The organism is Nocardia sp. NPDC052001 (assembly GCF_040680615.1).
In the GTDB taxonomy this organism is placed as follows: Bacteria; Actinomycetota; Actinomycetes; order Mycobacteriales; family Mycobacteriaceae; genus Nocardia.
This window is the reverse complement of sequence record NZ_JBFAXC010000001.1, coordinates 1,463,218-1,477,674: the sequence shown is the minus strand read 5'-3', so window position 1 is coordinate 1,477,674 and position 14,457 is coordinate 1,463,218. Positions and strand designations below refer to the sequence as shown.

Annotated in this window: 11 protein-coding genes and 1 pseudogene; 4 read left to right on the top strand and 8 right to left on the bottom strand. The window is 66.9% G+C overall.

All coding sequences use genetic code 11. The features are described from left to right. Positions 1-42: 42 nt before the first annotated feature. Positions 43-2,292 (bottom strand): SulP family inorganic anion transporter, encoded by a 2,250-nt coding sequence (locus AB0L82_RS06950; protein ID WP_364632165.1) that lies wholly within the window; start codon positions 2,290-2,292, stop codon positions 43-45. Positions 2,293-2,607: 315 nt separating this feature from the next. On the opposite strand from AB0L82_RS06950, the gene AB0L82_RS06945 reads away from it, so the two are divergent. Continuing rightward, positions 2,608-3,381 (top strand): ATP-grasp domain-containing protein, encoded by a 774-nt coding sequence (locus tag AB0L82_RS06945; RefSeq protein ID WP_364632162.1) that lies wholly within the window; start codon positions 2,608-2,610, stop codon positions 3,379-3,381. A gap of 35 nt (positions 3,382-3,416) precedes the next feature. Here the strand turns inward: AB0L82_RS06945 and AB0L82_RS06940 are convergent, their stop codons facing one another. Further along, positions 3,417-6,719: a hypothetical protein gene (locus AB0L82_RS06940; RefSeq protein ID WP_364632159.1), complete on the bottom strand. Its 3,303-nt coding sequence runs from the start codon at positions 6,717-6,719 to the stop codon at positions 3,417-3,419. 209 nt (positions 6,720-6,928) lie between these two features. Here AB0L82_RS06940 and AB0L82_RS06935 point away from each other — a divergent pair, with 209 nt between their 5' ends. Then, the gene (locus tag AB0L82_RS06935) at positions 6,929-7,660 is read left to right on the top strand and encodes a S1 family peptidase (RefSeq protein WP_364632156.1); all 732 of its coding nucleotides are present in this window, start codon (positions 6,929-6,931) and stop codon (positions 7,658-7,660) included. A gap of 1 nt (position 7,661) precedes the next feature. On the opposite strand, the gene AB0L82_RS06930 is transcribed toward AB0L82_RS06935, so the two are convergent. Next, complete coding sequence (locus AB0L82_RS06930) at positions 7,662-8,798, bottom strand: agmatine deiminase family protein (protein ID WP_364632154.1); 1,137 nt, start codon at positions 8,796-8,798, stop codon at positions 7,662-7,664. A 227-nt stretch (positions 8,799-9,025) separates the two neighbouring features. Between AB0L82_RS06930 and AB0L82_RS06925 the strand changes: the two are divergent. Then, positions 9,026-9,133, top strand: a pseudogene (locus AB0L82_RS06925) (DUF1275 domain-containing protein); the annotation flags it as partial. A gap of 17 nt (positions 9,134-9,150) precedes the next feature. Here AB0L82_RS06925 and AB0L82_RS06920 read toward each other — a convergent pair. Further along, positions 9,151-9,723: a TetR family transcriptional regulator gene (locus tag AB0L82_RS06920; RefSeq protein WP_364632151.1), complete on the bottom strand. Its 573-nt coding sequence runs from the start codon at positions 9,721-9,723 to the stop codon at positions 9,151-9,153. A 91-nt stretch (positions 9,724-9,814) separates the two neighbouring features. Between AB0L82_RS06920 and AB0L82_RS06915 the strand changes: the two genes are divergently transcribed. Further along, positions 9,815-10,846, top strand: coding sequence for an agmatine deiminase family protein (locus AB0L82_RS06915; protein ID WP_364632148.1), 1,032 nt, complete (start codon positions 9,815-9,817; stop codon positions 10,844-10,846). Between the two features lie 10 nt (positions 10,847-10,856). Here the strand turns inward: AB0L82_RS06915 and AB0L82_RS06910 are convergent, their stop codons facing one another. The 4 genes from AB0L82_RS06910 to AB0L82_RS06895 are packed head-to-tail and all read right to left on the bottom strand — an operon-like array spanning position 10,857 to position 14,456. After that, a complete protein-coding gene (locus tag AB0L82_RS06910; protein WP_364632145.1) occupies positions 10,857-11,660 on the bottom strand; it encodes an ATP-binding cassette domain-containing protein in 804 nt (267 codons plus the stop codon). Then, complete coding sequence (locus AB0L82_RS06905; protein WP_364632142.1) at positions 11,657-12,655, bottom strand: ABC transporter ATP-binding protein; 999 nt, start codon at positions 12,653-12,655, stop codon at positions 11,657-11,659. The genes AB0L82_RS06910 and AB0L82_RS06905 overlap by 4 nt, the downstream gene beginning before the upstream one ends. Continuing rightward, a complete protein-coding gene (locus tag AB0L82_RS06900; protein WP_364632139.1) occupies positions 12,652-13,509 on the bottom strand; it encodes an ABC transporter permease in 858 nt (285 codons plus the stop codon). The genes AB0L82_RS06905 and AB0L82_RS06900 overlap by 4 nt, the downstream gene beginning before the upstream one ends. Continuing rightward, positions 13,509-14,456, bottom strand: coding sequence for an ABC transporter permease (locus AB0L82_RS06895; protein WP_364632136.1), 948 nt, complete (start codon positions 14,454-14,456; stop codon positions 13,509-13,511). The genes AB0L82_RS06900 and AB0L82_RS06895 overlap by 1 nt, the downstream gene beginning before the upstream one ends. Position 14,457 lies beyond the last annotated feature (1 nt).

Sequence of the window (14,457 nt, the reverse complement as noted above, 5' to 3'; positions counted from 1 at the left end):
CGGGCGTGAACCCTTTCGGATTCACGCCCGGAGCTTGTCCGCCTACGCCGATCGACCAGCGCCGACGGTTTGCAGGAGACCGCCCGCATGGATGTCGGCCACTCTGCCATCCCCGATCTCCGCGATTCCGTCCACCGTGACCTCCACCACGCGGGCGGAGGCGATATCGAAGAACAGACCCGAGAGCACCACGCCCCGCTCGACCACCCCACGGCGAACCACGGGATGCGCGTAGAGGGTTTCCAACTGCACGGCCACATTCACCATGCCGAGCTGATCCACCGGCCCGAATCCGGCGGCCGCGGCGGCCATCGCGACCGGATGCCCGAGCCGGTATCGCACCAGACTCGGACGGGCATTGGCGAGCCAGCCGTCCAGATCCGATCCGGTGACCGCCTCCGAATACAGCGCCTCCATGGCGCCGCAACTCGAATGTCCGCACACCACCACCGAACGCACATCCAATTTGTCGAGTGCGTAGATGAGCGCGGCCTCCATGGACGCGTCCTGCCGATCGGCCGGAATCAGATTGCCGATATTGCGGACGGTGAACAGATCGCCCGGACCGCTATTGGTGATCACATTCGGCACCACGCGCGAATCCGCACAGGTGACGAAGAGCGAATCCGGTTCCTGCCCATCGGCGAGCACGCCCAGGTGCGGGCGCATCACATGCGCGTGACTGCGGTTGTAGGCCGCGACCCCGGCGACGATGGGATCGACCTCGGCCCCCGTACGCCGCCACGGTCCGAGCACCTCGTTGAGGGTGTGCCGCGCATGTCCGCGCGCGGGCGGGCCATCGGTCGCACCCGCCATGCGGACGCTGCCCACCTCCACGAATTGCACTGTGCCGCCCTCAGATCGGTGCTCCTGCGCCCACTCCTGCACCGCGTCGCAGGCGGCATGATCGAGGAAGTCGACCGACATCTCCAGGGTGACGTCCGCGCCGGTGGGCACCTTGGCCAGTTCGGCCGTCAGCTTGGGCAGCGCCAGGAAAGTGAAGGTGCCGTCCACGGTGACCAGCCAGCGGGTGCTGTCGACCTGGGTGGCATGCACCGCGATTCGGACCACCCGCCACAGCAGCAGCGCGAAGGCCAGCGCGAGCCCGACCACCATGCCCAGCAATAGATTCCAGAACACCACCACGATGATGGTGGCGGCGTAGACCACCAGATCGCCGGTGCGCTGGGCGCGCCGGATATGCGCGAGCTTGATGAGCTGGATGCCGACCACGATGAGCAGTCCGGCCAGCGCCGCCTTGGGAATCTGGCGCACCACCCCGACCAGCGCGACCGAGAACAGCAGAATCCATAAGCCGCACAGCATGGTCGAGGCTTTACCGCGCGCGCCCGCCTTCACATTGGTGATGCTGCGCACGATGACCGCCGCCACCGGCAGGCCGCCGATCATGCCGGACACCATATTGGCCACGCCCTGCCCGAGCAGTTCGCGATCCAAATCGGTTCGGCGCGCGGAGTTCTGGCGGATGCGGTCCACCGCCACGGCCGAGAGCAGGGTTTCCACGCTGGCGATGAGTGCGATGGTGACGGCCATCAGCGCGACCGCGCCCCAACTGCCGTGCGGCACCTGCGGCAGCCGAAGTTCGTCCAGCAGTGAGCTGTTGAGCACGATGTGCTCGACGCGGGTGGGCAGCAGGAAGGCCAGTCCGGTGGCCGCGACCACCGCGACCAGCGGAGCGGGCACCACCCGCAGTTGCGCGGGTAATCGCTTCCAGCCCACCAGGATCACGATGACGAGCAGGCCGACCGCGAGGTCGCCGCCGTGCACCGAGCGCAGTTCCTGCGGCAATCCCACCAGGCTGTCCCAGGAGGAACTGAGCGAATTGCCGCCGAGCAGCACATGCACCTGCTGTAGCGCGATGACCACGCCGATGCCCGCGAGCATGGCGTGCACGACGACCGGCGCGATGGCCAGCGCGCCGCGTGCGATGCGGCTGAGACCGAAGACTATCTGCAGCAGTCCGGCCAGCACGGTGATGAAACAGGTGGCGGCCCAGCCGAATTGGTTGATCGATTCGGCGACCACCACGGTGAGGCTGGCGGTCGGGCCGCTGACCTGCAGTGTGGAGCCGCCGATGAGTCCGGCTACCACCCCTCCCACTACCGCGGCGATGAGACCTGCGGCGACCGGTGCTCCGGCGGCGACGGCGATGCCGATGGAAAGCGGTAGCGAGACCAGGAACACCACCAAAGAGGCTGGTAGATCATGGCGTACCAACTCGGCGAGGCCGGGGAGCGACGTCCGGGGAGGCTGTTCGGTGTCGGTGGACATATTTCTCCTTCGCCGGTACGGCGGAAGCCGCCCGGTTCATCGGTCAACATGTACTGGCATCGAGAGCGAGCGACGGGCGAGGCTGTGACAGCACGACGCTAGGCAGAACGGCGTAATCGTAAAGACTCTTTAAAGAACCTGGAAAGGGTTTGCAGCAATTGAGGCGAACCGCTACCAAACTGTGACCTGCGCCACTTGCTGGACATATGCCCGACTCGGGCGCAAACCGACCACCCGATGACACTCGGCAGAACCGAAATGGCCCTGCACCATTGATGATCCCATCGCGGGCTGCACCCCGAATAGCATCGGTGCATGCGACCGCAATGGCTCATCGATCTCGACGACGACTTCCCCGGCGCGGCCGTCGTCGCGGCAGCGCTCGGCGATGTGCTGATCGTCGAACCGCACGAGGCGATGATGGGACGATGGCCTGACATTCGAGAAGGTCGCACGCTGGTCGGGTACGGGACGATGGCGACAATGACGCGGCTCCGCCGAGCACCCCGACTCGGCGAAGCGGTGTTCGATGACTATGCGGCGCTGCGCTGTTCGGCCTACTACCGGCACGTGTACGACCTTCTCGGCCGCACCGCAGTTCTCGTGCCGTTCTCGGCGGTTCCCGATCTACCGCTTCGGCGCATGTTCGACGGCGATCGGGTGTTCCTGCGCAGCGATTCGAATTACAAGCTGTTTCCGGCGGGTGTGCACACGATCGCCGAGTTGGGTGACTGGCTCCGCATTTACGATCGGCACCGGGATGAGCTCGTCGTGGTGTCCGAGGTCGTGACCTTCGAGCGTGAATACCGCTGTTTCTGTCGCAATGGCCTCTTCGTCTGCGGCAGCTCCTATCCGGCCGAGCCGTATCTGCCGGTCCCCGATCATGTTCGGGTGTTCGCGGAGACCGCGGCGGGGCGGATGCTGGCTCAGGGCAGCACCATGGTCACCGTCGATGTCGGCGTCGACGTCGACGGCGTGCTGCGGCTTGTCGAGCTCGGCGGTGTGAACAGCTGGGGTATCTACGGGTCGGATATCGCCGACTTCATTGCCGCGATGGAGGCCGAGTCTCTCGCTCGCGCGGATGTGTAGCGCGGACGTTGTGCCCGATCGGCCGCGCGGGTTTCCTACTCGTGCGCGGTGAAGGTGTTGTGGGCGGCGCGGCGGACGTCGGGGGCGGGGTGGGCGCGCAGGGTTGTCAGGAGGGTGGACCAGGGTGGGGTCCAGCCGAACTTGGTGCCGCACTTGGCGATCAGGTCGACTGCTGTCAGGGCGGTGGGTGCGGTTGGGGAGGCTGCCAGGGTGGTGGCGATGTGTTGCCAGGTGGCGGTGGGGATTTCGTCGGGGAGTGAGCCGAGGCGGGCCGAGAGGCTGCGGGCCGGGTAGGTGGTCAGGGCTCCGGTTGCCAAGGGGGACAGGGCTTCCACGGCCGCGATGGTTCGGTCGGGTTCGGTCCAGCGCAGGGCGGCGACGGTCAGGTCGATCGCCTGTTCGTGCCAGAGCGGGTCGGGGGTGAGCAGGGCGGTGACGCGGTCGGCCAGGGGGCGGGCGTGGTCGTTGTTGCGCAGGACCGGGGTGAGCCAGTGCAGCAGGGTCGAGAGTCGTTGGCGGGCGGGGAGATCGCGGTCGGGGAAGGTGTCGGCGGTGTGCGCGAGGAGTTGTTCCACGGCGGTCGCGACCGCCGAGGGGTGACCCGTTCCGGCCGCGTCGGCGAGCAGGGCGCGCATGGCGGCGGTCCAGAGGCCGATTTCGGACAGGTCCGTCAGGCGGGCGATCAGGACGTCCCGGGTGTTGGGCGGGGACCAGCGATACCACCTGGTCAGGGCATCCAGGGCTTGGACGGCGACACGGTGGTCGGGTCCGGCCGCCAGATCGCGGAGGAAGGCGGCGAATCGAAGACGCTGCGGGACCGGGAGCAGCGACGGGGAGATATCGAGGACCGCGCCCGCGACATCGGGGTCGGTCGCGGCCTCGGCCAGCAACTGCCACGACGCGTCGCTGTCCAGCAGCCTGGCGGCGGCGAAGACGGTGGCGCGCCGGATATCCCGGTGTACGCCCGGCCGAGCGCTCACTTCACGAATGATCGCGGCGGCGTCGGGTGCGCGCAGGGTGGCGAGCAGTCGCACACCCTCCTTCGCCGAGGTGATCTTGGGCGAATCGAGCAGGGGCGCAAGGGTTTCACCGAGTCGTGGACGCGGCACCAGGCGGGCCAGGGTGGCGATGGAGCTCACCGCGACCCGCGCACGGTCGTCACCCACATGCCGGGCCAGCACCGCGATGGCCCGCTCGGGTTCGGTGCAACGGCCCAGCGCGGTGAGTCCTGCCTCGGACACGATGACGTCCTCGGACGCGGTATACGGCTGCACACGCGCGAAAGTCCCCGGCAGCCGGCCCAATTGGCGGATCGCGTTCGCCCGCTCACCGGCCGAGGCTTTCGGTGAGTGCGCATAGGCGTCCAGCAGCCCGGCGTAGCGGTCGATGTGCGCCGTCGTCCAGTTGTCGAATCCCGCGTGGAACATGGGCACGTAGTGAATCTTCGAGGACAGAAATCGCCCGGTGGGAGCCTTGCGCAGCAGTCCGTCGAGCAGATCGGTGCGACGCCGGGCAATGAATTCGGCCACCTCCGGCACGGTGATGAGCGAGCGATCGCGGCGCAGCATATCGTCGAGATTCGTATCGCGCCGAACGGGATCGGTCAGCGCCAATCGGGCCGCGGCGCGCACGGTCGAATCATCGGACGCCCCGCACGCGCGCAGCACCAGATCCTGCAGCCCCGGCACCGCGAACGCGCGACGCTCCAGGCCGGTCGCCAGCGCGAGGGTCAACTGCCACCGGTCGCGCGCGGCATCGGCTTCCAGTCGCGGCCGCAGCGCCTCGAACAGTCGCCGCTCCGCTCCGCGCGGCAGGTTCTCGCGCAACCCGTACAGGTTCAGCAGTGTCGATGTCTCGGCGAGAGTGGCCGAAATACGCAGTGCCGCATCCGAATAGGAATTGTCACCGGTCTGCGCACCACGTTTCAACAGCGTCCGCGCCAGCTCCCCGATCGCGCCCGAGGTGAAGTAGGACCGATCCCGCGCCTGCATGGCATCGGTGGCCACCTGTTCGAGCGCCGGGAGCTGCGCCGGCGCGAGCAATGACATGGGAATGGCGCGGACGGCCTGTAAAGCACTGCGGCGCACCGGTTCCTGTTCATTGCGCAGTCGCCGCAGCAGCTCGAAGAGCTCACCGATCACGGCACTGTCGCGGCTACCGACGGCAGCGGTCACCAGCAGCGGGTAGGCGGTGGCGCGCTCCTGCGCGGTGGGTCGCCGAATACATTCGGCCAGTATGGGTTTCGCCTCGGCCCAGGGCAGCCGAGCGGACAGTCGCTCGGCGACCTCCGGCACATCGGAGCCGCCCGGCCGGGCCAGCAGCTCCCGAGCGAGCGCGACGCGCACCGCACCGGGCAGGGCGTCGAGGGTGTGCAGATCGACATCCCCCGGATTCAAACCGGCGCGCATGAGAGCCGGGGTCGCGACGGCCGCGCGCCGGGACGGCGGCAGCGTGCGCAGGAACCGATACCGCTGACCGGGTGCGCAGGCCAGGTACAACTCCCCCAGCTCGGCATCGGAGCTTCCCCGCATGGCCTGCCACAGCGCCGGTCCGGCCAGTCCGCGCCCATTTCCGCTGGGGTGCAACAGCAGTCGGCGCATGGCCGCCGCATCGTGCCGGGCCAGCCTGCCCGACAGCGGATGCAGCGCCGCGATGGAGACATGTTCGACGGCGAGCGCGGCCAGCGCGAGCAGCCGATCCGGGTCGTACAGCGCCGCCGTGGTCACGCTCGCGGTGAGCTGGGGCCACAGTTCCCGCCATTCATCCCGACCGGCCGCGGGCGCGCGCTCGGCCACATAGTCCAGGACGACCCCGATGCGCGTGCGGCACAGCGCCGCCCAACTCGGCACCGCGTACGCGAGCTCCGGCAGCATCTCGGCCACCAGCGCGGGTGAGCAGTACGGCAGCAGTCGCGCGGCCTCGATATCGCCGAAGGCGGATCGCGTCGGCGGCAGCAGCGCATCGGCGAGTGCCGAGCACTCGCCCCGGCTCAATACCCGGACCAGGGCGCGGCGCGCTCGCTGTGACAGTCCGGGCAGTACCCGCACCACCACCTCGAGCGGGACGCCGAGCCGGACGACCGCGGTGAGCGCGCGCACGGCGCATTCGGGGTCCGGAGAATCCAATTGCCCGAGTAGATGATTCCGATGTCCCGCGATCAGGGCCAGCTGGATGGCGGTCAATTGTTCATACCGGTCCCCGCCGGACAGCTCGGTGAGCATCCGATCCAGTTCCGGGGTTCCGGCCAATCGGCGTGCCTCCCGGGCAATGGCCGACGCGCGTCGCGGCAGCGAGAGCGCCGCGACTTCTTCCAGAAACCGTTTCCCCTGCGCAGTCACCCGGTCACGGTACCGCTCACCCCGGGCCGGGGCCGCCTGTCACAGTCTCAACAAAGGGGACATTCCAGATAAAAAATCCTGAATGGTATGTTTTATTCGGCCCCGATCGACTCCGGGCCGATTCGCACCAAACGCTCTCCAGATCCACCCGGTTCAAGTCCGCGCGAGCGGGCGTTTCTGCTGGTGTCCCTCCCCGCGAGAGGTTCGGCATGGCATCCCTGGGCAAGATCTGCACGTATATCGGATCGGTCACTGCCACAGTGATTTTCGGCCTCGCGCTGACGCCCTCGGGCACGGCGACCGCGGCCGGATCGGCGGTGCTCGGTCCGGGTTCGGGTATCGCGATCGGCACCAGCGAACCCGATGAGTTCTCGCTGTGCACACTGACCGCGATCGGCTTCGACGCCGCCAATCGCCTGGTGGGAATTACCGCCGGACATTGCGGTGAGGTCGGCGCCCAGGTGCTCGCCGAGAATTCGATCGGCACCGGTTATATCGGCCGACTGGCCGAACTCGATTACTGGTGGGATTGGGCGGTCATCGAATTCGATCCGGCCAAAGTAATACCGGTCCGCCAAATCACCGCGAGTACGGTCGCCACAATCGGCGCACCGCCCGGACCGCTGCAAATGGTCTGCAAGAACGGCCGCACCACCGGATTCACCTGCGGCCCGGTCTGGGAGACCATGGCCGAGGGATTCAGCAGCCACGTCTGCGCGGACTACGGCGATTCCGGTTCACCGGTGCTGGTCGGTGACCAATTGGTCGGCATGATCGTCTCCGGTCAGCCCATCAATCTGGGCAGCGTGAATCTGCGCCTGCCCTCCTGCGCCAATCCCGCGAATCCGGTGCACGAGCCCGACCTGGCCACCGGTATCGGCCATGTGCTGGCCGATATCAATGCGCACGGCGGTGCAGGTGCGGGCTTCCGATTGTTCTGAGCTACACCGCGGGTTGCTGCTGGGTGGCGCAGTGAATGCCGCCGCCGCCCTCGGCGACCGTATTGATCTCGACCTGAACGACGGTGCGGCCGGGGTGTAGATCGGCCACGATGCCCTTGGCGTGATCATCGGCCGCGCGATCGCCGAAGCGCGGCATGATGACCGCGTTATTGGCCACGTAGAAATTCACGTACGAACTGAGGAACGAATCCCCGCGCTGACCGAGATTGGCGGGATCCGGTTCGGGCAGTTGGACGATCTCGAGTTTGCGGCCCTTGGCGTCGGTCTCGTTGCGCAGCACCTCGAAGGCCTGATCGTAGGCCCGCACCCAGACGTCATCGCCCTCGGGCGGCTGCGAGATGATTACCGTCCCGGGATCGGCGAACCGTGCCAGCGAGTCGATGTGGTAGTCGGTGATGTCTTGTCCGGCAACGCCTTTGACCCAGATGACCTTCGACACGCCGAACAGATCCTGCAGCGCCCGCTCGATATCGGCCCGCGATTTACCCGGATTGCGATTGGCATTGACCAGCGAGCTCTCGGTGGCCATCAGCGTGCCCTCACCGTCGATCTCGATGGAACCGCCCTCACCGACGATCGGCGCGTCCACGCGCGGCAGCCCGAGCCGGTTCAACAGCGTGCCCGCGACCGCGGCGTCGCGCCGATGCTGCTGTTTATTGCCCCATCCGTTGAAGTGCAGATCGACCCCGGCCAGCCCGCCCGCGCCGAGTACGAAGGTCGGCCCGGTATCCCGAATCCACAGATCGTCGGTGGCGATCGGGATCACCTCGACCCCGGACCCGCACGCCTGCTGCGCGGCATCGGCCTCGGCGGGTTCGGCGAGCAGCGTCACCGGCTCGAATTCGGCGATGGCACGGGCGATTCCGGCGATGTCATCCTGTACCGCCAGACCGTCCTGCCCCTTCCACACCGAGTCCAGCGGTGGCCAGGACATGAAAGTGCGCGCGTGCCTGGCTGATTCGGCGGGCATTCGCCACGCCCCGCCCGGCCCGGACGGCGTGGCCGAACCGGAGGACAGTAGTCCGCCGTCCTCGGGCGAGCAGGCCAATAGCGCCGCGCCGCCGACTACCGCGAGAGCGCTCGAACGAAACATCGTCCGGCGCGAGAACTCAGCCATCTTTGCCCCTATCCAGGTCGAATCACCTGACTAACATTTTGGTCAGCTCAGACGGTAACAAGCCTAGTTGCCGTTCAGCTACCGCGCGCGGGCATGAGGAATCCCACCCGCCGAGCTCACGAAAACCTCATGGAATCTGATCTAAATTTCAGTCAGATTCCAGCATTGGGTATCCATGAAACCCAATCCGACCAGGAGAGATCGTGACCACCACCGACCCCCGAGGCATACGGGCACCATTCGACAATGAGGCGAGATTGCCATGGGTGCTTGCGGCGCTGGCCGGACTGATCGGCGCGGCCGCCTTCGCGCATACCTCCGGCTACTTCGTCACCGTCACGATGTTTCGCACCTATTCGCCGAGTTCGGCGAGCAGTGCGCCGCGCAGCAGTTTGCGGGCCTGCTCCAATTCCAGGGTGCCGCTGAGCCAGCGCATGCTGAGCCCTTCGACCAGTGCGGTGAGGCGTTCGGCGGCGTCATCGGCGGCCACCTCCGGGCCGATGGTGCCCTGCGCCTGGGCGCGGCGAATGAGTTCGCTGTTGAAATCGGTCCAGCGGGCCGAGGCGGCGCGCAATTGGTCGCGGAGTTCGGGCTGGAAGACCGCCGAGGCCCGCAATTCGCCCCAGGCGCTGCTGTTCTCGACCACGACCGAGGAGTCCTGCAATTCGCGCAGCAGCGCTTCGCTGAGGTGGCCACGGGGATCGGTTTCCGGATCGGCCGCCACATCGGTGTACTGCTCGGCGCGCGCGGTGACGAAGTCCAGCGTGCTCGAGACCAATCCGGCGCGGTCCTGGAAGTGGTAGTAGATCAGGGCGGTCGAGACCCCGGCCTCCTTGGCGAGTTCCTCCACCCGCAGGCCGCGAATGCCACGCTGGGCCACGACCCGGACCGCGGCCTCCATTATCTCGGTGCGACGACGAGACATGCTCTCTCTCCACTGTTCTGAACTCGGACGACAGTACAGCCTACCGTACGATCTTGACTGAATATTTGGTCAACCAGCAAGAGGAGACCCCATGTTCGACCAGTCCCCCACCGGCCGCCGGCTCGGCGCGGAATGGGAAAGCCATAACCGCACCTTCATGTCCTGGCCCGCACTGGAGTCGGTCTGGAAACGCGATCTGCGCTATATCCGCGACGATATCGCGCGGGTGGCGCGGGCCATCGCCGACTACGAATACGTGGTGATGCTGGCGCGCCCGGATCAGGCCGATGCCGCCCAGCGCGCGTGCGGACGGCATGTCGAGGTGGTGCCGCTGCCGGTGGACGATCTGTGGGCGCGCGATACCGTACCGGTCTTCGTCGAACAGCAGGGCGTCGTCATCGGCGTCGACTTCAATTTCAACGGCTGGGGTAATAAGCAGGTCCACGACAATGACGCGTTCGTCGCCCGGAATCTGCTGTACCAATTCCAGATTCGCGGTGAGCAGGCCCCGCTGATCGCCGAGGGCGGCTCATTCGAGACCGACGGACAGGGCACACTGCTGGTCACCGAGAGTTCGGTGTTCAATGCCAATCGCAATCCCGGGAAGGACCGGGACCGGATCGAATTCGAACTGAAGCAGACCCTCGGCGTCACCAAGGTGATCTGGCTGGCCGGGGTGTACGGCGAGGACATCACCGATGCGCACGTGGACAGTCTGGTGCGCTTTGTCGCGCCCGGAGTCGTGCTGCTGGACAACGCGTTTCCCGGCACACCCGCCGACTCCTGGTCGCGGGCGGCGGATCAGGCGCGCATGGTGCTGAGCAATTCCACCGATGCGATGGGCCGGCCGTTGCAGATCATCGATCTGCCGCAACCCGATCCCTACAAGATCACCGGTGCGGACGACGATATGGTCACCACCTACGCCAATTTCTATATCGCCAATGACGCGGTCTTCCTCCCCGAATTCGGTGACCGCAAGGCGGACCGGCGCGCCCGGGACATCCTCCAGGAGCATTTCCCGCAGCGCGATATCGTGCCGGTGCGCATCGACATCATCGCGGCGGGCGGCGGCGGAATCCATTGCTCCACACACGATCTGCCCGGACGGCCCGCCGACTGAACCACGACCCTCATCCGGTGACCAGTGCGGGGGTCCGGCGACTCGGTATCCACCCCGGGCGCGGAACGCTGTCGAGAAGGGCGCGGGTGTACGGATGCTGGGGACTGCCGAGCAGTTCCTCGGTCGGCCCCTGTTCCACCACCCGCCCCTGCGCCATCACCAGGCTGTACTCGGTCACCTGTCGCACCACCGCCAGATCATGGGTGATGAAGACGTACGAGATACCGGTCGCCGCACGGACATCCGCGAGCAGATTCAATACCTGCGCCTGGATCGACACATCGAGCGCGGCGACCGCCTCGTCCAGCACCAGTACGCGCGGGTTCGCCCCGAGCGCCCGCGCGATGGCGACCCGCTGACGCTGTCCGCCGGACAGTTGTGCGGGCAGCGAGGCCAGCAGTCGTTCATCGAGTGCGACCATGTCCGCGAGCTCCGCCACCCGCGCCGACACGGTCGCGGGCGTTCCGGTGTGGTGCAGTGCGACCGCTTCGGTGAGCGCCTGCCGGACGGTATGGCGCGGGTCGAGGCTGGAATACGGGTCCTGGAATACGATTTGGGCCTCACCGGCGCGTTTGCGCCGGGCGCGGGTGGAGCGGGACGGCTGTGAGCGATCGTTCCCGCAGCAGTTGATACTGCCCGAACTGGGGTGTTCCAGGCCGATCACCATGCGCGCGACCGTCGTCTTCCCGGATCCGGATTCGCCGACGATGCCGAGCGACGATCCGGCGGCCAATTCGAAACTGACATCGTCGACGGCGGTGAACGTGCCGAACTGTTTGGTCAGATTGCGCACGCTCAGAACGGATTTCGTCATGCCGGGGTCCTCTTCAGGTCGAGCCGCAATTCCGTGCTGTGCAGGCAGCGCACCGATCCGGTCGGCTCGGTGTGCAGTGCGATCGGGCCGGATGCGGTGCAATCGTCTTGCCGATGCGGGCAGCGGTGTGAGAAACCGCAATTGAGATCGGCCTGCCACGCGCCGATGGGCTGTCCTGGGATGACGGCCAGCCGGGCACTGGGATGCTCCAGATCGGGCCGCGCCCGAGCCAGCGCCGCGGTGTAGGGATGCAGCGGATCATGGTGCAGCCGTTGCGATGTCTGCGTTTCCACGATCTGCCCCGCGTACATGACCGCGGTCCGATCGCATACCGCCGCGGCGAGATCGAGGTCGTGTGTGATGAACAGCAGGGCGACGCCCGAATCCCGGCGCAGCTCATTGAGAATCGCCATGACCTCGGATTGGGTGGTGACATCCAGGGCCGTGGTGGGTTCATCGGCGAGAATCAATTTCGGCTTGCCGAGCAGGGCCGCGGCGATCATGACGCGTTGCAGCATGCCGCCGGACAGATCGCCGGGATACTGCCGCATACGGCGTGCGGTATCGGTAATGCCAACGGCGGTAAGGACTTCCTGCGCCTGCCGGGTCGCGGTGCGCCGATCCACCCGGGCCACCGAACGCAGCTGTTCGGTGAGGAAATCCCCGATCCGGCGCACCGGATTGATGGCGATGCGCGGATCCTGGAAGATCACCGCCATATCCGCGCGCGCCCGGCGCAGCGGTTCCCCGCGCAGTGCGAGCAGATCGTGTTCGCCGAGCCGGATCGCACCCGTGGCCACCGCGCGATCGGGGAGCAGGCGTGCGACGGCCTTGGCGGTCATGGATTTTCCCGCACCGGATTCACCGACGAGGCCGAGCGCCTCCCCGCGTGCGATGGTGAAGGAGATATCGCGCAGTACGGTGCGCTGTTCCCCCTGTGCGGACAGGGTCACGCCGAGCTCACGCACGGTGAGCAGCGGGTCGGCTGAGTTCATCGCGGCTCCTTGGTATACCGGTCATTGAGGCGCTCGTCCAGGATGTTGAAGGCCACCACCACCAGCACCAAGACGGTGCCGGAGACCAATGACTCGGCCGGATAGCCCTGAAGCACACCGGTTTTGCCCTCCGAGGCCATCACGCCCCAATCCGCCTGCGGCGGTTGTACGCCCAGACCGAGGAAGGAGATGGCGGCCAGATCCAGTGCCGCCCAGCCGAACAGGATGGTGGACTGCGCGACCAGCAGGGCGGCGATATTCGGGGCGATATGGCGTACGCAGATGGTCCAGGCCGAACACCCTTGTACTTCGAGGGCTTCGATATAGGGCAGCGATCGTTCGCGCAGTGCCGCGGCGCGCACGATCCGCACCACGTACGGCGTGTACGCCACCGCCAGCGCGATGGCCGCGGACCATTGGCTCGGCCCGGCGATGGCCGCGACCAGGACCGCGAGCAGCAGTCCCGGAAACGCGAACACCAGATCCGAGCCCGAGGAGATGACATTGTCGACCCAGCCGTGCCGCCAGCTGGCCACGATCGCCAGCACGGTCCCGGCCAGCATGGCCAGCGCGATGACGATGAGCGCACCCAGCATGGACGAGCGCGCACCGACCAGCACGCGCGAGAACAGATCGCGCCCTTGGGAATCGAAGCCGAGCAGATGTCCCCCGCCGGGACCGATGAAGGCATTGGTGAGATTGCTCTGATTGGCCGGATAGGGCGCGAGCAGCGGTCCGAAGACCGCCACCACCGCGGCCAGAATGATCACCACCGCGCTCGCGTAGCCGAGCCAGCCGATGCCCGAGAACTTGCGCAGCAGCGTGCTGCCCGGGCGGGTCAGGGTGAGGGTCATCAGCTCGCCGCCGTTCCGAGCGCCACGCGCGGATCGAGCCGCGCGAACAGCAGATCGACCAGGGCGTTGATGATCACGAAGCCGGCCACCATCAGCAGCGAGATCGCCTGCACCACGGCGAAATCCTTGCTCGCGGCGGCTTTCACCAGGGCCGACCCCAGACCGTTGAGGCTGAACGCCTCCTCGACAATGGAGACCAGCACGATCAGGGTGGCGATGGTCAGACCCGTCACGGTCATGATCGGGATGGAGGCATTGTGCAGCACATGCCTGCGCAGGATCGCACCGCGCGGAATGCCCCGGCTGATCGCGGTCTGCACCCGTTCGCTTTTCGCCTCGGCCCGCACCGAGGCCCGGGTCACCCGGGCCACCAGCGCGAGTGAGGAACTGGCCAACGCTATCGCGGGCAGGGTGAGATGCCACAGCTGATCGGAGAATCCGTGTCCGTCGCCCAGGGCCGGGAACCAGCCCAGATTCACGGCGAACACGCTGATCAGCAGTAGCGCCGCCACGAAGGACGGCAGCGCCGCGAGCACCGTGGTGACCAGCAGCGCGATGGTGTCGACGATGCCCGGTTTGAGCGCGCTCACGATGCCGATCCCGATGCCCGCCACGATCACGATGAGCGAGGCGTACCCCACCAGTTCGATACTGGTGGGCGCACGCTGCGCGATGAGCGTTCCGACATCCTGGCGGCTGGTGGTGGAATATCCGAAGTCGCCGTGCAGCGCCGAGCCGAGCCAATGCCAATACCGCTGCGGCAGTGGCTCGTTCAGGCGGTAGCGCTCCTCCAGGATCGCGCGCGCCTCCGGGGTGATCTGGCGGCCGCCGGTCAGCACCGAAATCGGGTCTCCCGGTGCGAGATACAGCGCACCGTAGATGGCGATGCTCGCCGCGAACATGGTCGCGAACAGCAGGGCGAGTCGCCGGAGCAGGAATCTGGCCATA